15 protein-coding genes are annotated in these 16,312 nt (G+C 68.3%); 9 read left to right on the top strand and 6 right to left on the bottom strand.

Features of this window, described 5'->3' with window-relative positions:
- Positions 1–8: 8 nt before the first annotated feature.
- From modB to EBE87_RS10660, 4 genes are all read left to right on the top strand, one after another.
- Positions 9–710: a molybdate ABC transporter permease subunit gene (modB, locus tag EBE87_RS10675; RefSeq protein ID WP_120637478.1), complete on the top strand. Its 702-nt coding sequence runs from the start codon at positions 9–11 to the stop codon at positions 708–710.
- Positions 710–1,813 carry a molybdenum ABC transporter ATP-binding protein gene (modC, locus tag EBE87_RS10670; protein ID WP_120637486.1) on the top strand — a complete coding sequence of 368 codons (1,104 nt, stop codon included), beginning with the start codon at positions 710–712 and terminating at the stop codon, positions 1,811–1,813. Before modB ends, modC begins: the two co-directional genes overlap by 1 nt.
- Positions 1,814–1,851: 38 nt before the next feature.
- Positions 1,852–2,229 carry a winged helix-turn-helix domain-containing protein gene (locus EBE87_RS10665; protein ID WP_120637477.1) on the top strand — a complete coding sequence of 126 codons (378 nt, stop codon included), beginning with the start codon at positions 1,852–1,854 and terminating at the stop codon, positions 2,227–2,229.
- A gap of 120 nt (positions 2,230–2,349) precedes the next feature.
- Positions 2,350–3,411, top strand: a complete 1,062-nt coding sequence (locus tag EBE87_RS10660) for an alcohol dehydrogenase (RefSeq protein WP_120637476.1) — start codon at positions 2,350–2,352, stop codon at positions 3,409–3,411.
- 44 nt (positions 3,412–3,455) lie between these two features.
- On the opposite strand, the gene EBE87_RS10655 is transcribed toward EBE87_RS10660, so the two are convergent.
- The 6 genes from EBE87_RS10655 to EBE87_RS10630 all read right to left on the bottom strand — a co-directional run bounded on the left by EBE87_RS10655 (position 3,456) and on the right by EBE87_RS10630 (position 11,246).
- Complete coding sequence (locus tag EBE87_RS10655; protein WP_120637475.1) at positions 3,456–4,433, bottom strand: phosphoribosylaminoimidazolesuccinocarboxamide synthase; 978 nt, start codon at positions 4,431–4,433, stop codon at positions 3,456–3,458.
- 185 nt (positions 4,434–4,618) lie between these two features.
- Positions 4,619–5,740, bottom strand: a complete 1,122-nt coding sequence (glf, locus tag EBE87_RS10650) for a UDP-galactopyranose mutase (protein WP_120637485.1) — start codon at positions 5,738–5,740, stop codon at positions 4,619–4,621.
- Positions 5,733–6,968 (bottom strand): glycosyltransferase family 1 protein, encoded by a 1,236-nt coding sequence (locus EBE87_RS10645; RefSeq protein ID WP_233560078.1) that lies wholly within the window; start codon positions 6,966–6,968, stop codon positions 5,733–5,735. The genes glf and EBE87_RS10645 overlap by 8 nt, the downstream gene beginning before the upstream one ends.
- A 621-nt stretch (positions 6,969–7,589) precedes the next feature.
- Positions 7,590–8,333, bottom strand: coding sequence for a lytic transglycosylase domain-containing protein (locus tag EBE87_RS10640; RefSeq protein WP_120637473.1), 744 nt, complete (start codon positions 8,331–8,333; stop codon positions 7,590–7,592).
- A gap of 210 nt (positions 8,334–8,543) precedes the next feature.
- Positions 8,544–10,103, bottom strand: a complete 1,560-nt coding sequence (locus EBE87_RS10635; RefSeq protein ID WP_120637472.1) for an ABC transporter substrate-binding protein — start codon at positions 10,101–10,103, stop codon at positions 8,544–8,546.
- 111 nt (positions 10,104–10,214) lie between these two features.
- A complete protein-coding gene (locus EBE87_RS10630) occupies positions 10,215–11,246 on the bottom strand; it encodes a LacI family DNA-binding transcriptional regulator (RefSeq protein WP_120637471.1) in 1,032 nt (343 codons plus the stop codon).
- A 187-nt stretch (positions 11,247–11,433) separates the two neighbouring features.
- Here EBE87_RS10630 and EBE87_RS10625 point away from each other — a divergent pair, with 187 nt between their 5' ends.
- Genes EBE87_RS10625 through EBE87_RS10605 form a run of 5 tightly spaced genes read left to right on the top strand, consistent with a single transcriptional unit; the run spans position 11,434 to position 16,310 of the window.
- The gene (locus EBE87_RS10625) at positions 11,434–12,720 is read left to right on the top strand and encodes an aconitase/3-isopropylmalate dehydratase large subunit family protein (RefSeq protein ID WP_120637484.1); all 1,287 of its coding nucleotides are present in this window, start codon (positions 11,434–11,436) and stop codon (positions 12,718–12,720) included.
- Positions 12,717–13,211, top strand: a complete 495-nt coding sequence (locus EBE87_RS10620) for a LeuD/DmdB family oxidoreductase small subunit (protein WP_120637470.1) — start codon at positions 12,717–12,719, stop codon at positions 13,209–13,211. Before EBE87_RS10625 ends, EBE87_RS10620 begins: the two co-directional genes overlap by 4 nt.
- 32 nt (positions 13,212–13,243) lie before the next feature.
- Positions 13,244–14,134 carry an isocitrate lyase/PEP mutase family protein gene (locus tag EBE87_RS10615; protein ID WP_120637469.1) on the top strand — a complete coding sequence of 297 codons (891 nt, stop codon included), beginning with the start codon at positions 13,244–13,246 and terminating at the stop codon, positions 14,132–14,134.
- Positions 14,135–14,150: 16 nt separating this feature from the next.
- Entirely contained in the window at positions 14,151–15,278 is a 1,128-nt protein-coding gene (locus EBE87_RS10610; RefSeq protein ID WP_120637468.1) for an iron-containing alcohol dehydrogenase, read from the top strand.
- Positions 15,279–15,317: 39 nt separating this feature from the next.
- Positions 15,318–16,310, top strand: coding sequence for a Bug family tripartite tricarboxylate transporter substrate binding protein (locus tag EBE87_RS10605; protein ID WP_120637467.1), 993 nt, complete (start codon positions 15,318–15,320; stop codon positions 16,308–16,310).
- The last annotated feature ends 2 nt before the right edge of the window (positions 16,311–16,312 follow it).

Below are 16,312 nucleotides of genomic sequence, written 5' to 3'. Positions count from 1 at the left end.
CGAGCCACATGACCTGGCTCTCTCCCGAGGAATGGCAGGCGGTGCGGCTCAGCCTGACCGTGGCCTTGCGCTCGGTTGCCTTCAGCCTGCCACCGGCGGTGCTGGTGGCATGGCTGCTGGCGCGCGGGCGCTTCCCCGGCCGGGGGCTGCTGGACGCCTTCGTGCACCTGCCCCTGGTGATGCCGCCGGTGGTGATCGGCTGGCTGCTGCTGGTCACCTTCGGGATACGCGGGCCGGTGGGCGCGCTGCTGCATGACTGGTTCGGGGTGCGGCTGGTCTTCACCACGGCGGGCGCCGCCCTGGCCACCGGGGTCATGTCCTTTCCGCTGATCGTCCGCGCCGTGCGCCTCAGCCTGGATGCGGTGGACCCGGGGCTGGAGGAAGCCGCGCGCACCCTGGGCGCCGGCCCGCTGGACCGCTTCGTCACGGTCACGCTGCCGCTGATCGCGCCGGGCATCCTCTCCGGCGCCATCACCGCCTTTGCCGCGGGTCTTGGGGAATTCGGCGCCGTCATCACCTTCGCCTCCAACATCCCTGGCGAGACCCAGACCCTGCCGCTGGCCATCTACAGCGCCACCCAGACGCCGGACGGCGAAGCCGTGGCGGCGCGGCTGGCGGCTTTCTCCTTCGCCATGGCCGTGGTGGGCCTGCTGCTGGCGGAGTTCGCCGGGCGGCGCATGCAGGCCCTGCTGGGCCGGGCACCGTGCTGATGCTGGACCTCGCCATCCGGCACAGCTTCCCGGGCGGCCAGGGCTTCACGCTGGATGCCGCCTTCACTGCCCCTGGGGCGGGTGTCACCACCATCTTCGGACCTTCCGGCTGCGGCAAGTCCACGGTGCTGGCCGCCGTGGCCGGGCTGCTGCGGCCTGGTCAGGGGCGCATCGTGCTGGATGGCACTGTGCTCTTCGACAGCGCCGCCCGCCGCATGGTGCCGCCGGAACAGCGGCGCTGCGGCATCGTCTTCCAGGATTCGCGCCTGTTTCCGCATCTCTCGGTGGAGACCAACCTGCGCTACGGCCTGCGCCGCGCGCCGCGCACGGCCGAAGGGCCGGGCATGGAGGAGGTGGTCAGCCTGCTCGGCATCGGCCATCTTCTGGGGCGGCGCCCGGTGGCGCTCTCGGGCGGGGAAAAGCAGCGCGTCGCGCTCGGCCGCGCCCTGCTCTCGCGCCCCCGGCTGCTGCTGATGGACGAGCCCCTGGCCGCGCTGGATGCCAGCCGCAAGGCCGAGGTGCTGCCCTTCCTGGCACGCCTGCGGGAAAGGTTCAGCATCCCCATCCTCTATGTGACCCATGCGCTGGACGAGGTGGACCGGCTGGCGGACCGGCTGGTCCTGATGGAAGCCGGGCGGGTGCTGGCCTGCGGCACGCTGGAAGCGCTTTCCGCCCGCACGGACCTGCCGATCCTGGCGGCGCGGCGCGATGCCGGCGTGGTGCTGGGCTGCACCGTGCTGGGCCATGCGCCGGAGCAGGGCGTGACGCGCCTCGGCTTCCCGGGCGGTGAATTCGCCGTGCCGCTGGAATCGGCGGTGCCCGGCGCGCCGGTGCGGCTGCGTATCCGCGCCCGCGATGTCTCCGTCGCGACGGAGGAGCCGCGGAACCTGTCCATGCAGAACGTGCTGCCGGCGGTGGTCGAGGCGGTGGAGGCTGGCCGCGCCCATGAGGCGATGCTGCGCCTGCGCCTCGGCCCCAGCCTGCTGCTGGCGCGGGTGACGCAGGATTCCGTTCACCGCCTCGGCCTGCGCCCCGGCCTGCCGGTCTGGGCCCTGGTCAAGGCGGTGGCCTTCACGCCGGGTGGTGGCGACAACCCCGCCTGAGCATTGCGCCGGCACCCGCCGCATGATGGATTTCGCCCATGCCCCGCGCCCGACGCCCTGAGCCGCAGACCACCGGTTCCGTCCCCAGGCTGATCATACGCCTGGACCTGGGCGGGGTGCGTATCGGCCCGGGCAAGGTCTCGCTGCTGGAGGAAATAGGCCGCAGCGGCTCCATCTCGGCGGCGGGCCGGGCGCTGAAGATGTCCTACCGCCGGGCCTGGGAGCTGGTGGAGGACCTCAACCGTGGCCTCGGCACGCCCGTGGTGGAAACGGCGGCGGGCGGTGCCGGCGGCGGCGGCGCGCGGCTGACCCTGGCCGGCGAGGCCGTCATCAGCCACTACCGGGCCATCGAGGCCGAGAGCAACCACTCGGCCGGCCAGCGCCTCGCCCAGCTTTCGCGCCTCATGGCAACTTGAGCAGGGCGCCTAGGCGGAAGGCGCGATAGCGCGTTAGGCTTTCCCCGCGCCTGGCGAGGCGGACGGGCCCCCGGCCCGATCGCCGGCGGCGGGCGCCACGAACATCATCGAGGATACGCCATGCGAGCCTGGTCCCTGGTTGAATACGGTGCGCCGCTGCAGGAGATGGAGATGCCCACCCCGGAGCCGAAGGGCACCGAGGTGCTGGTGCAGGTGTCCCACTGCGGCGTCTGCCATTCCGACCTGCATACCTGGGAAGGCTACTACCAGCTCGGCGGCGGCCGGCGGCTGGAACACGCGGCGCGCGGGCGCAAGCTGCCCCTGGCCCAGGGGCACGAGATCGTCGGCCGAGTCGTGGCGTCCGGGCCCGATGCCGGGCCGGTGCCGGTCGGGGAGCGGCGGATCGTCTATCCCTGGATCGGCTGCGGCCAGTGCGACCGCTGCAAGGCGGAGGAAGACAACCTCTGCCCCAAGACCTGGCCCATCGGCATCCTGCAGGACGGCGGCTTCGCCACCCATGTGCTGGTGCCGCACCCCCGCTATCTGGTGGACCCCGGCAACCTGAACCCCGGCCTGGCCGCGACCTATGCCTGCTCCGGCATCACGGTCTATTCCGCCATCAAGAAGCTGATGCCGCTGCCGCCGGACGTGCCGGTGGTGGTGGTCGGCATGGGCGGGCTGGGACTCTCGGCCATCGCCATGCTGAAGGCCATGGGCCACCGCGCGATCATCGGCGTCGACGTGGCGGAGGAGAAGCTCGAGGCCGCGCGGCAGGTGGGCGCCACGGCCACGGTGCAATCGACCGGCGAGAATGTGACCGCCCGGCTGGTCGAGGCCGCCGGCGGGCCGCTGCGCGCGGCGCTGGACCTGGTAAATGCCAGCGCCACCGCGCGCTTCCTGGTGGATGCCCTGGGCAAGGGCGGCACGCTGGTGCAGGTGGGGCTCTTCGGCGGCGAGATCACGCTGGACCTGCCGCTGATGGCGATGCGGGAGCAGGCGCTGCGCGGCAGCTTCGTCGGCTCCCTGCGGGACCTGCGGGAAGTGGTGGCCCTGGCCAACCAGGGCGGCCTGCTGCCCATCCCCACCGAGGAGATGCCACAGTCCCAGGCCTATGAAGCCTTGCAGCGGCTGAAGAACGGCCAGGCGGTGGGCCGCCTCGTGCTGCGGGCGGAAGCCGTCTAGCTACCCGCCCCTGCCCTGCCGGTGCGCCGGCAGGGCAGGAAAGCTCAGCCGCGCATCAGGCCGGAGAGCGCGGCGCGGATGCGGTCGATCGGCATGGCGCCATCCTCCGGGATCACGAAGGTCTGGCCCGTGATGGCCTCGAAGGCGCGGATATAGACCGCCGCCGTATCGAGGATGAGCTGCTCCGGGATCTCGGGGATCGGGTCGTGATAGGGGTCGCAGCGGGCGGCGACCCAGGAGCGGACGAAGTCCTTGTCGAAGCTCTCCGGCCGCTCCCCGGCGGCGAAGCGCGCCTCGTAGCTTTCGGCCAGCCAGTAGCGGCTGCTGTCCGGCGTATGGATCTCATCCGCCAGCACGATGCGGCCCTGCGGGTCCAGCCCGAATTCATACTTGGTGTCGGCCAGGATCAGCCCGCGCTCCGCCGCCATCTGCTGCCCACGGGCGAAGAGCGCCAGCGCGTAGTCGCTGAGCTGCTGCCACTGCGCCGGCGTCAGCAGCTTGCGGCTGATGATGTCGTCCGGCGTCAGCGGCTCATCATGCCCGCCGTCGAAGGCCTTGCTGGTGGGCGTCAGGATCGGCTGCGGCAGCTTCTGGTTGTCGCGCATGCCATCCGGCAGGCGGATGCCATACATCTCCCGCTGCCCGGCCTTGTAGAGCGTCAGCACCGAGGTGCCCGTGGTGCCGGCGAGATAGCCGCGCACCACCACTTCCACCGGCAGGATCTCCAGCCGCTGGCCGATCACCACGTTCGGGTCGGGATATTCCAGCACGTGGTTGGGGCAGATGTCGCGCGTCGCCTCGAACCAGAAGCGGGCGGTCTGGGTCAGCACCTGGCCCTTGAAGGGAATGGTGCAAAGGATGCGGTCGAAGGCGCTGAGGCGGTCGGTGGCGATGATGACGCGGCGGCCGTCCGGCAGGTCGTAGTTGTCGCGCACCTTGCCGCTGTAGTGATTCGGCAGTTCCGGGATGGTGGCATCGGGCAGGATCCGGTGCGCGTGGGCGCGGAGAGTGGCGAGATCCATGATGCGCGATACCTAAGCAGGTGGTGGCCGGAAGGGGACAGGCGCCACCTCTAGCAGGTCGGGAGGGACGTGTCAGCCGCCCCCCGGCCATGCGCGCGGAAGGGCGCCCGGCATCGGGCGGCGCCGGAACTGGGGCAGCATGGCACCGGGCCTTTGTCTGCGCCTTCCCGCCGGCGGCGCAGCCGTCAGGCCGCGTCCACTTCCACCTCGGACAGCGAGGCCTCGATCCGGCGGAAGGTCGCCAGGGCCTGCCCCACCACCTGGTCCATGTTGTAGTAGCGATAGGTGGCGAGCCGGCCGACGAACCAGACGTCTTGCTCCGCCTCCGCCAGTTCCTCGTATTTCTTGTAGAGCAGCGCATTCTCCGGGCGCGGAACCGGGTAGTAGGGCTCGCCCTCCGCAGAGGAGCGTTCATAGGTCAGGCTGGTCTTCGGATGCTCCTGGCCCGTCAGGTGCTTGTATTCCGTGACGCGCGTATAATCCTCCGTCTGCGGGTAGTTCACCACGCCGACGGGCTGGTGCCAAGGCTTGTCCAGCGTGACATGCTCGAAGCGCAGCGAGCGGTAAGGCAGCCGGCCGTAGCGGAAATCGAAATACTCATCGACCGGGCCAGTGAAGATCATGCGGCGATAGGGGATGATGTCGCGGATCTCCTCGAACCGCGTATTCAGCATCACCTTGATATTGGGATGATCCAGCATCCGCTCGAACATGCGCGTGTAGCCATGCTCGGGCATGAACTGGAAGCTGTCGTTGAAATAGCGGTCGTCTTCGTTGACCCGCGTCGGCACACGGGCCGTGACGGATTTGTCGAGCTCCGAGGGATCGACGCCCCACTGCTTGCGCGTGTAGCCACGGAAGAACTTCTCGTAGAGCTCGCGCCCGACGCGGCTGACAACCACATCCTCCGACGTGCGGATCTCCGGCACCGGCTCGGCCAGCGTGGCCAGGAAGGCCTCGGTCTCGGCATCGCTGCTGAGGGAGAGGCCATAGAGCTTGTTGATGGTAGTGCGATTGATCGGAATGGGAAGAAGCTGCCCATCCACCTGCGCCAGCACGCGGTGTTCATAGGGACGCCAGCCGGTGAAGTTGGAAAGATAGTCGAAGATCGCCTGTGAATTGGTATGGAAGATATGCGGCCCGTACTGGTGCATCAGCACGCCGGCATTGTCATGCCGGTCATAGGCATTGCCGGCGATGTGGTTGCGCTTGTCGATCACCAGCACCTTTGCATTCCGCTGGCTGGCCAAACGCTCCGCCAGTACGCTGCCAGCGAAGCCCGCTCCGACGATCAACCAGTCAAACATGCGCGGCCGTCCCGCGCCGCGGCGCCTGCCCGACAGCCGATACATGCCGGCTGTGTTGCCGCATCAGGCGGTCCATCGCCGCCCAGGTGCCCTGCCAGGACATATCGGCCAGATAATGGTCGACCATGGCCTGCCATTCCTCGCGTGGGCCGGCCATGACGGCCTCCAGCATCCGCGCCATCTCCACGGCGTCGGCGGCGATGCTGACGAGACCCATGCTGCCGTAAGGCCGCTGCACGTCCCGCACCGGCGTCGAGACCACCGGCAGCCCGGCGGAAAGGAACTCGGGCGTCTTGGTGGGGCTGATGAAGCGCGTGGCCTCATTAAGGGCGAAGGGCATGAAGCCCGCGTCCCAGCCGGCCAGATAGCGTGGCAGATCCTGATAGGACTTCATGCCGAGCCAATGGATGTTCGGCCGCCGTGGCAGCAAGGCCGGGTCGATCTTCACCACCGGGCCGATCATCACCAGGTTCCAGTCCGGGCGCAGATCCGCCAGGTTGGCGACCAACCGGATGTCCATCCGCTCATCCACCACGCCGAAGAAGCCGATGCGGGGGTGCGGGATGTGCTTCTGGTCTGCTGGGTCTTCCATTCCGCCCTGGCGTGCGCGGGAGAAATGCGCCTTGTCGATGCTGCTGGGGAAAGCATGCACATTCGCGTGGCGCGTCTTCTTGGCCTCATAGAGGCTGTGGCCGCCGGTGAAGACCAGATCGGCCAGATCGAATAACTGGCTCTCCAGATTCGTCAGCTCGGGCGGCGCACCTCGAAAGGCCGAAAGTTCATCCATGCAGTCGTAGACGCACAGGTCTGGCACCTGATGTGCTGAGAAGCGCAGCGCCATGGGGGAATAGTACCAAAACGTGGTGCGGCTGTTGGGGTGCGATTCCAGGATAGCATCCAGAAAGCCACGCTGTGCCTCGACTGCCTCGGCCTCGCCATATCCGGAAGGCAGAGTGGGGACGGCCACTACAACACCGCAGGGTTGGATCTGCAGATCCAGGCGCGGCTCAGTCAGCCCATCCTCGAATATCGGTTCCTCGAAGAAATAGACACGATGGCTGCCAGCAGCATAGGTGAGCAGGTGTTGCGGACGCTGATGCACAAAGTTCCATCGCAAGTGCGACAAGCAGATCATCAAGGAATTGTTCATCGGCCGGGCCAAAGCAACCGGAGACGCCATCTGAGAACCTTTCCTTAAGCATTGGCGCATCGACTGCCGGCGCCCCATCGGCAAGACATCACGATAACAGTAACGCCCGCAATTCGACTCGGTTACAAAACCATATGCTTAATATTTCATTGGCAAAGATATTTGCCTTGGCATATTCTCCATGCCCACCAAATCATGGGCTTTGCTTCTTGCTCCGCTTGATGCAAGGAATGCAAAATTCTGGTTCTTCTGGCTGATGCTGAAGCCAACGACAGATGCGTCTTCGCGGCTGCCGTGCCACATTTCTTGCATGTATTGTCAGGCGGCATCTCCCGTTGGAAACAGCAGTGGGCAATCAGTCTCTCTGGCGCGAAAAGTTGCTGCCACGCTGAAGTTTAACCGGTGAACGACGACATTGCCTCCACACGCTCATCCAGAATGATCCGTTACTGATAAAACACGGATCTACTTGGCGCCATCGAGCATCATATTGATGCGGCACCACAACTGCATCTGCCGAAACAAGATGCCCGAAGCCTGCACGATGCTGCGACGCTTCACTGCGGCAGAGCGGAGAAGGCTACCATTGGCTCACTAAGTTCGCTGTACGGCATCGTACAAACCCGAAAGCCAGCCCTGATCAGATTCACAGGAGAGGTGGTCTGGCTTTGATGCCTACCCCCCTCCTCTTTCCTGGCCTCAACGCCGCGCCTCATTGCGGATGCAGGCCAGCCGGGGCCGGGTGCTGGCGGGTGCCACCGGCACCGCCCGGCGCGCCCGGCGCGCTTCTGGTGTCATGAAGCGCCGCGCCTCCTGCAGCCCACCGAAGAACAGCATGGGCGTCAGGCCTGGAGCGCAGATGTTCTGCGCGATCTGCGGCGGCAGGGGCACGCCGCCGCCCCGTCCCCAGGCCGCGCCCATCCGTGCCAGGGCAACGCGGCGGCTATAGGCCGCACCACGCTCTGCCTCCCCGGAGTGGTAGCGGGCGATAGCCTGGCCCCAGTCCCCGGTCCGGCTTCGCAGATCGCGCAGGAAGCGCACGGCGTACCGGAGATTGGCGGCGGGGTCGAAGGCTTCCTCCAGGTTCGCGAAGGCATTCGGGTGGTACATCAGGTTCACCTGCATGCATCCGACATCGATCGATTTGACGCCGCGCGCCAGCAGCGCCGAAACCTCCGCTATGGCGGCAGCCTTGGTTGGCGGCGCATGGCCCTCCCCGGCCACGTTATAGGACCAGGGCCAGGGTTCCGGTGCGCCGGTCCGCGGGTTTCGCTGCCCACTCTCCACTAGCGCGATGGCGCCAAGCAGGCCGGGCGGCACGCCGGAGCCTGGCTCCGCCGTCGCGATGGCCTGACGGCAGCGTGCCCAATCCATCGGGTTGGTGGGCTGCGCTTGTGCGAGGAAGGGAAGGAACAGCAGAAGGAACGGCAGGACGGAACGCATCGGCCACACTTGGTTCGGCTCCTCGAACAGTCCAGTGCCGCTTGGCCGGAGGATATGCGCACCGGCGCCTGCCGGGCCGTACCATCACGGCGCATAAGGCCACTGGCCTGCGGCCCTCTCCGCATGTTGCAGCGGATTTGGCTGGAAGACGGCACGGGACAGGCGTCGCGGCCACGCTCCGCCTGCCCACCCTTCCATCAGCGGCGTCGATCAGGTTTTGCGCACGTTCCAGAAGGTGGCGGTGGGTCCTTTCACGAAGCCGGACAGGCGCGTGTTATAGGCCTGTGGCGTGAAGTACTGGCCGCAGGGAAGAACCGGCGGCTCCTCCAGGGCCTGGCGCTGCATCTGTTCCGCGATGCTCTTCTGCGCCGGCAGGTCTGGCGCGTCGAACCAGGCATCCCGCAGCGCGGTCATGCGCGGATTGGCGGCGGTGCCATAGAGATGCGCATGCATCGCCGGGTTGGTGATCCAGAGCCCGGCCCAGGCGGTCGCGTAGCAGTTCCATTGCCCCTGTCCGCCCGGCAGATTGCTGCGGCTGATCACGGTGCCCCAGTCGGCGGTCTGGTAATCCACCTTCAGGCCCACTTGCTCGAACAACTGGCGCGCGACCGGGGAAAAGGCGGCGGAGGTGGCGAGGTCCGAGGCCTCAAGCATCACCACCGGCTCTCCGGCATAACCGGATTCCTTCAGCATGCGCCGCGCCAGTTCCAGGTCGCGCGGCTTGGTCAGGAGGTCCATGCCGGCGTCGTTCGCCAGCGGCGTGCCGGGCAGGAAGATGCCGCAATTGCCGTTCATCATCTCGGGCTGGTCGCCCAGCAGCGACTGCAGGAAGTCACTCTGTTGCAGCGCCGGCAGGATGGCGTGCGCTACCTTCGGGTTGTTGAAAGGCGGCACCGCAGTGTTCAGCCGCACCTCGGCCCAGAAGCCCAGCGGGTCCAGCACCTCCACCTTCAGGTCGCGGCGCCGGCGCAGCACCGGCAGCAGGTCGCCCAACGGGCGCTCCAGCCAATCCACCTCGCCGGTCTGCAGGGCGGAGGCCGCGGTGGAGGGGTCGGGCAGGATATGCCACTCCACGCGGTCGAGATGCACCGGCCGCCCGCCGGCCCAGAACTGCGGCGCCTCCTGGCGCGACACATAGCGCGGGTTGCGCTCGAACAGCGCCCGCGCGCCGGCGACCCATTCGTCCTTGCGGAAGATGAAGGGGCCGCTGCCCATGTAGTCGGTGACGCTGGCGGAGGCGGGCGTGGCCGCCGTCTGCTCCGGCATCATGAAGCAGGCCGTGGCACCGAGCGCGAAGAGCATCTGCGGGAAAGGCCGCTTCAGGCGGATCTCGAAGCGCTTGTCGTCGATCGCGCGCATCTCCTCCATCTGCGAGGCCATGCGGACGCCGAAGCCATCCTTCTGCGCCCAGCGCGCGATGGAGGCGACGCAATCCCGCGCCGCGACCGGCGACCCGTCATGCCACAACAGACCGTCGCGCAGGGTGAAGCGCCAGTGCAGCCGGTCTTCTGACAGTTCGTGCCCCTGCACCATCTGTGGCTGGGGTGTCAGGCTGTCGTCCAGGCCGTAGAGGCGGTCCCAGATCATGCTCGCGGCACAGTAGGAAACCAGGGCACTGGACCAGAGCGGGTCCAGCGTCGTCAGATTGGCATGCGGCACGAAGCGCAGCACCTTGGAGGCATCCTGCGCCAGGGCCGGCCGGCCGGGGGCGCCGGTCAGCATGGCGCCGCCCAGCGACAATGTGGCACGACGGGTCAGGTCTGGCAGCATGGCGGAACTCCTCTTCGGCACGAAGCTGGACGGTGTGTCCCTTCAAGGGCGGAGCATGTCACGCTTCAGCAATGCTTGCACCCCGCCGAGGCGGCGCGGGTGCTGGCGCCCTCAGTCCTGGCCGGGGGCGACAAGCCGGGCGGAGGCACGGCGGATCAGGCTGCCGCGCAGCAGCACCACTTCCTCCGGCACCTGCGTGCCACCGATGCGTGCCAGCAGCATATCCAGCCCACGCGCGATCATGGCCTCCAGCGGCTGCGCCACGGTGGTGAGCCGGTAAGGCGCGCGCCCGGCGGCGGCGATGCCGTCCACGCCCACCACGGAGACATCGCCCGGCACCGAAAGCCCGGCCTCGCGCAGCGCATCCATCGCGCCCATGGCGAGGATATCGCTGACGCCCATCACGGCATCCGGGCGCTGCTCCGCCGGCAGGGCGGCCATGGCCTGCCCGGCCGCATAGCCGGCGGCATGGGAGGCGCCGCCCGGCAGCAGCAAGGGCGCCGGCAGCCCGGCGGCCACCACGCGCCGCACGAAGCCTTCCGCACGCTCCAGCCCCGTGGAGGTGCCGGGATTGCCGGTGATCACCGCCAGCCGCCGGTACCCGGCTTCCATCAGCAGGTCCGCCAGGGTCTCGCCCGCCGCCAGATTGTCGCACGATACGGCGGAGCCATGCTCCCGCGCCACGCGGTTGACCATGACCAGCGGCACCCGGTTCTCGGCACAGACGGAGGCGGCGCGGGAAGAAAGCTCGGCCGAGGTGATCAGGCAGCCGTCCACGCGATATTGCAGCAGGGCCGCCGCCGTGGCGTCCTCGATCGGGCCGGCGCCGGCATGCAGCAGCAGCAGCCGCCAGCCCCGCGCGGCGGCCTGGCTGACGATCTGCTGCATCATCTCGGCATAGAAGGGGTTGTCCATCGGGCCCAGCACCAGCCCGATCAGCCCGCTGCGGCCGCTGACCAGGGTGCGGGCCAGCGCATTGGGCGTATAGCCGACCTCGGCCGCGAGGGCGATGATGCGGGCCCGGACCTCCGGCGAGATGCGGGGGTCGTTTCTCAGGGCGCGCGAGACGGTGGAGGTCGCAACCCCGGCCCGGCGCGCCAGGCTGGCCACCGTCGCCCGTTCCGGATGTGGCAGATCCTCCATGCCACTGGCGTTATCAGCGGAGCCCGACCCGTGCAATCGCTGGCCTACCGTATGCTAGGAGGTTTGCGTTCAAATTTCCCTTTACCACCCGGGTGTTTATGCTATCGATTGCACAAGGCTTCCGGCTTGGCCGGAAAGAGCAACAATGGAGGGGAATGGCCATGCCGCGACATGCCATGATGGCGCCATGAAGGATGGCACCATCACGCAGAAGATTCTGGCCGCCCATGCGGTGGGCGGCGCGGCCCCGGCGGGTGCCATCGTCACCATCCGCCCCGATGTCGTGCTGTTGAACGATGTCTCCGGCCCGCTCGCCTTCGAGCAGTTCGATGCCATGGGCGCGCCCCGGCCCTTCGACCCGCAGCGCATCGTGCTGGTGGCCGACCACTTCGCCCCCGCCCCTGACGTCACCGCCGCCGGCGCCATCGCCATGACGCGGGACTTTGCCCGCAAGCACGGCATCCCGCACTACTACGAGCCCGGCCGTGGCGGCATCGAGCATACCCTGCTGGCCGAGCTGGGCATGGTGGGCCATGGCACCGTGGTCTTCGGCGCCGACAGCCATACCTGCACCGCCGGCGCCTTCAATGCGCTGGGCATCGGCTTCGGCTCCACCGATCTGGCGGGCGCATTGGCCACCGGGCAGCTCTGGATGCGGGTGCCCGACAGCATCCGTGTCGAGCTGACCGGCAAGCCCGGCCCCTTTGTCACCGGCAAGGACGTGATCCTGGAGCTGATCCGCCGCATCGGCTCCGATGGCGCGGCGGATGCGGCGCTGGAATTCGGCGGCCCTGGCGTCGCCGCGCTCGGCATCGATGAGCGGATGGCGGTGGCCAACATGGCCGTCGAGGGCGGCGCCGACATGTGCGTCTTCGAAGGCGACGCGCAGTCCATCGCCGACATGGCCAAGCGCGGCGTGCCCGCCGCGCCGCCGGTGGCCGCCGACGCCGATGCCCACTACCGCCAGCACATCGAGATCGACCTGTCCGCCCTGACCCCCATGGTGGCCAAGCCCCCCTCGCCCGCCTCCGGCGTGCCGGTGGAGGCGCTGCGCGGCCAGAAGGTCGATCAGGTCTATGTCGGCAACTGCTCCAACGGCACCATGACGGACCTGCGGCAGGTGGCCGAGATCCTGCGCGGACGCCAGGTGGCGCAGGGCGTGCGCATGGTGGTGGTGCCGGCGACGCAGAAGATCTGGCGCGAGGCCCTGGCGGAAGGGCTGCTGGAGATCTTCGCCGCCGCCGGTGCCGCCGTCTCCACGCCGACCTGCGGCGCCTGCTTCGGCGGCCATATGGGCATCCTGGCGGCGGGCGAGACCGCCATCGCCACCACCAACCGCAACTACCGTGGCCGCATGGGGCACCCGGATTCGCAGGTCTTCCTGTCCAATGCCTGGGTCGCCGCCGCCGCCGCCGTGATGGGCGAGATCGTGCCGCCGGCCGAAGTTGCCCGCATGCTGGAGCCCGCCGCATGAGCCTGACCTACCAGGGCCGCGTCCACCGCTTCGGGGACGAGGTGAACACCGATGTGATCCTGCCCGGCCGCTACCTCGCGCTGCGCAAGCCGGAGGAGCTGGGCCGTCACTGCATGGAAGGCCTGGACCCGGATTTCATCAGGCGCGTGCAGCCGGGCGACATCCTGGCGGTGGGCCGCAACTTCGGCTGCGGCTCCTCCCGCGAACATGCGGTGATCGCGCTGAAGGCGGCCGGCGTCGCCGCCATCGTGGCGCAGAGCGCGGCACGGATCTTCTTCCGCAATGCCGTCAATCTCGGCCTGCCCGTCATCCTCTGCCCCGAGGCCGCCGCCGCGCTGCGCGAGGGCGAGGAAGCCCGCATCGACCTCGGCACCATGGCGGTGACGCAGGGCGCCGCAAGCTGGCAGGCCGCGCCGCTGGGCGACGAGGTGAATGCCATCCTGGCCGCTGGCGGGCTGGTGCAGCGCGTGCGCGCGGCCCTGGCCGCCTGAACAAGACATTCTTCAAGGAAGGAACAGAACACATGGCAGATCCCCGCCTGAAGGCCGCGCTGGCCGCCAAGCAGTTCATCGTGGCCCCCGGCATCTTCGACATGATCTCCGCCCGCGTGGCGGACCGCATGGGCTTCAACGCGCTCTATGCCACGGGCTACGGCACGGTGGCCTCGCATCTGGGCGTGCCGGATGCCGGCATCGCCACCTTCACCGACATGGTCAGCCGCATGGGCCGCTTCGCCCAGGGTTGCAGCACCCCGGTGATCTGCGATGCCGATACCGGCTATGGCGGGCTGCTGAACGTGCGCCACACCGTGATGGGCTATGAGGCCGCCGGCGTCACCGCCATCCAGCTCGAAGACCAGGAAGTGCCGAAGAAGTGCGGCCATACCCCTGGCCGCCGCGTCATCCCGGCCGAGGAAATGGCGCTGAAAATCGAGGTGGCCGTCGAGGCGCGCAAGAGCGAGGATTTCCTGATCATCGCCCGCACCGATGCCCGCACCAGCCTGGGCCTGGACGAGGCGATCCGCCGCGGCAAGCTCTACCAGAAGGCCGGCGCCGACATCGTCTTCATCGAGAGCCCCGAGACCGAGGACGAGATGAAGCGCATCGGCCAGGAGATCGACGCGCCGCTGCTGGCCAACAACGTCGATGGCGGTGGCCGCACCCCGATCCTCTCCGCCGAGAAGCTGGCCTCCTTCGGCTACAACATCGCCATCTATCCGGCGGTGGGTTTCCTGACGGCGGCGGCGGCGCTGGAGCGTTCCTACGCGCATCTGCTGAAGGAAGGCGACACCAACGGGCTCGACAAGGACGTCATCTACGACTTCGGCAAGATGAACGAGCTGATGGGCTTCCCGGAGGTCTGGGACTTCGACAAGCGCTGGGCCCGCGAAGAGCCCAAGCAGGCGGCGGAGTAATCGCGCCGTGCTCTCGATGAACTTCGCGACCACCCCGCGCATCGTGCTGCGGGACGGCGCGCTGGACGAACTGCCCGCCATCCTGGCGGAACTGGGCGTGCGGCATGTCGCACTGGTGACCGATGCGGGGCTGGTGCGCACCGGCATGGTGGCGCCGGTGGAAGCGAAGCTGCGCCAGGCCGGCCTCGCCGTCACGATCTATGACGAAGTGCAGGCCGACCCGCCGGAGCAGATCATCCTGGGCGCGGTGGACAAGCTGGGCGCGGCCGGCGTCGATGGCGTCTTCGCCATCGGCGGCGGCAGCGCCATGGATACGGCGAAGCTGGTGGCCTATCTGCTGCGCTCGCCCTGCGAACTCTCGTCCATCTATGGCGTGGAACTGGCCAAGGGCCAGCGCCTGCCACTGGTGCTGGCACCCACCACCGCCGGCACAGGGTCGGAGGTGACGCCGATCTCCATCGTCACCACGCCGACCGAGGAAAAGAAGGGCGTCGTGTCCTGCCGTCTGCTGCCGGATGTGGCGCTGCTGGACCCGAGCCTGACGCTGGGCCTGCCGCCCGCCGTCACGGCCGCGACGGGCGTGGATGCCATGGTGCATGCCATCGAGGCTTTCACCAGCAAGCGCCTGAAGAATCCACTGTCGGACGTGCTGGCGCAGCAGGCGCTCTCGCTGCTCTCGGCCAATCTTCCGGTGGTGATGAAGGACGGCAAGGATGTGGCGGCACGCGGCGCGATGCTGCTGGGCTCCTGCCTCGCCGGCATGGCCTTCGCCAATGCGCCGGTGGCGGCGGTGCATGCCCTCGCCTATCCGCTGGGCGGCCGCTACCACGTGCCGCACGGGCTTTCCAACGCGCTGATGCTGCTGCCGGTGCTGCGCTTCAACCTGCGCGCCGCGGCGCCGCTCTATGCCGCCCTGGCGCCCTCCGTCGGTGCGGAAGCGCAGACCGCCGAGGGTTTCCTGGCGGCTATCGAGCGGCTCGTGGCGGTCTGCGACATGCCGAAGCGCCTGCATGAGTTGCAGGTGACGCGGGAGAGCCTGCCGCAACTGGCCGCCGACGCGATGCAGCAGCAGCGCCTGCTGATCAACAATCCTGTCGAGCTGACCGAGGCAGATGCGCTGCGCCTCTACGAGGAAGCCTTCTGACTCTCCGCTGCTGATTTCGGTTACACCTGAGGAAATGCCATGACAAAGACAATGAAGTTCACCCGCCGAGGTCTCGGCGGGCTTGCCGCCGGGCTGCTCGCGACCCCGGCCCTGGGCCAGGCCCCGGCGGCTTCCTGGCCGGACCGCCCCGTGAAGATGGTCGTGCCCTTCGGCGCTGGCGGCGCGGTGGACACGCTGGCGCGGCTCTTCGCGCAGCGCTTCTCAGAATTCGCCAATGGCCAGACGTTGGTGGTGGAGAACCGCTCCGGTGCCGGCGGCATGGTGGCGGGTTCCTATACCAATACCCAGCCGGCCGATGGCTATACGCTGATGATGGCCGATATCGGCGCCAATGTCGTCGGCAAGGAGCTGAACCCCAAGCTCTCCTATGAGCCGCTGACCGGCTTCACGCCGATCATGCAGGGCGCCATCCTGCATGCCGTGATGATTGCGCATCCTTCCGTGAAGGAGAAGACGCTGGCCGAGATCATCGCCGCGGCGCGCGCCAAGCCGGACGGCTTCGTGTATTCCTCCGCCGGCGTCGGCAATATCAGCCATCTCGCCATGGCGCTGATGGAGCAGCAGACCAAGACCAGCATGGTCCATGTGCCCTATCGCAGCGGCTCCGAGGCGGTGACGGCGGTGATGCGCGGCGATGCGCAATTCTCCTTCCCCAGCCTCGCCTCCGCCTTCCCGATGATCAAGGGTGGTCAGGTGCGCGCGGTCGCCCTGGGCGGCGACACGACGGACCAGCTGCCAGGCGTGCCCTCGGCACGCGATGCCATTCCGGGCTTCGAGGCCGCCGTGTGGTATGGCGTCGTTGCCCCGCCGAACATGGACCCCGCGCTGGCCGACCGCATCAACGAGGTCTTCAACAAGGTCGCCGCCGTGCCGGAAGTGCGCAAGGCCGTGGAGGAAGTGCAGGCCGGGCGTATTGTCGCCGGAACGCGCGCGGAGTTCACCAGCTTCCTGAAGTCCGAACACGACCGCTGGTCCAAGGTGATCCGCGCGGGCGGCATCCGCGTGGAATAAGC

This window comes from Teichococcus wenyumeiae (assembly GCF_003696345.1).
GTDB lineage: Bacteria > Pseudomonadota > Alphaproteobacteria > Acetobacterales > Acetobacteraceae > Pseudoroseomonas > Pseudoroseomonas wenyumeiae.
Note: the sequence above shows the minus strand (reverse complement) of the source record. Positions and strands in the feature narration are given on the sequence as shown.

Excerpts from the sequence above, each read along its gene's own strand:
- modB (WP_120637478.1), top strand. The coding sequence starts at position 9 with ATGACCTGGCTCTCTCCCGAGGAATGGCAGGCGGTGCGGCTCAGCCTG.
- modC (WP_120637486.1), top strand. The coding sequence starts at position 710 with ATGCTGGACCTCGCCATCCGGCACAGCTTCCCGGGCGGCCAGGGCTTC.
- EBE87_RS10665 (WP_120637477.1), top strand. The coding sequence starts at position 1,852 with ATGCCCCGCGCCCGACGCCCTGAGCCGCAGACCACCGGTTCCGTCCCC.
- EBE87_RS10660 (WP_120637476.1), top strand. The coding sequence starts at position 2,350 with ATGCGAGCCTGGTCCCTGGTTGAATACGGTGCGCCGCTGCAGGAGATG.
- EBE87_RS10655 (WP_120637475.1), bottom strand. The coding sequence starts at position 4,433 with ATGGATCTCGCCACTCTCCGCGCCCACGCGCACCGGATCCTGCCCGAT.
- glf (WP_120637485.1), bottom strand. The coding sequence starts at position 5,740 with ATGTTTGACTGGTTGATCGTCGGAGCGGGCTTCGCTGGCAGCGTACTG.
- EBE87_RS10645 (WP_233560078.1), bottom strand. The coding sequence starts at position 6,968 with ATGGGGCGCCGGCAGTCGATGCGCCAATGCTTAAGGAAAGGTTCTCAG.
- EBE87_RS10640 (WP_120637473.1), bottom strand. The coding sequence starts at position 8,333 with ATGCGTTCCGTCCTGCCGTTCCTTCTGCTGTTCCTTCCCTTCCTCGCA.
- EBE87_RS10635 (WP_120637472.1), bottom strand. The coding sequence starts at position 10,103 with ATGCTGCCAGACCTGACCCGTCGTGCCACATTGTCGCTGGGCGGCGCC.
- EBE87_RS10630 (WP_120637471.1), bottom strand. The coding sequence starts at position 11,246 with ATGGAGGATCTGCCACATCCGGAACGGGCGACGGTGGCCAGCCTGGCG.
- EBE87_RS10625 (WP_120637484.1), top strand. The coding sequence starts at position 11,434 with ATGAAGGATGGCACCATCACGCAGAAGATTCTGGCCGCCCATGCGGTG.
- EBE87_RS10620 (WP_120637470.1), top strand. The coding sequence starts at position 12,717 with ATGAGCCTGACCTACCAGGGCCGCGTCCACCGCTTCGGGGACGAGGTG.
- EBE87_RS10615 (WP_120637469.1), top strand. The coding sequence starts at position 13,244 with ATGGCAGATCCCCGCCTGAAGGCCGCGCTGGCCGCCAAGCAGTTCATC.
- EBE87_RS10610 (WP_120637468.1), top strand. The coding sequence starts at position 14,151 with ATGAACTTCGCGACCACCCCGCGCATCGTGCTGCGGGACGGCGCGCTG.
- EBE87_RS10605 (WP_120637467.1), top strand. The coding sequence starts at position 15,318 with ATGACAAAGACAATGAAGTTCACCCGCCGAGGTCTCGGCGGGCTTGCC.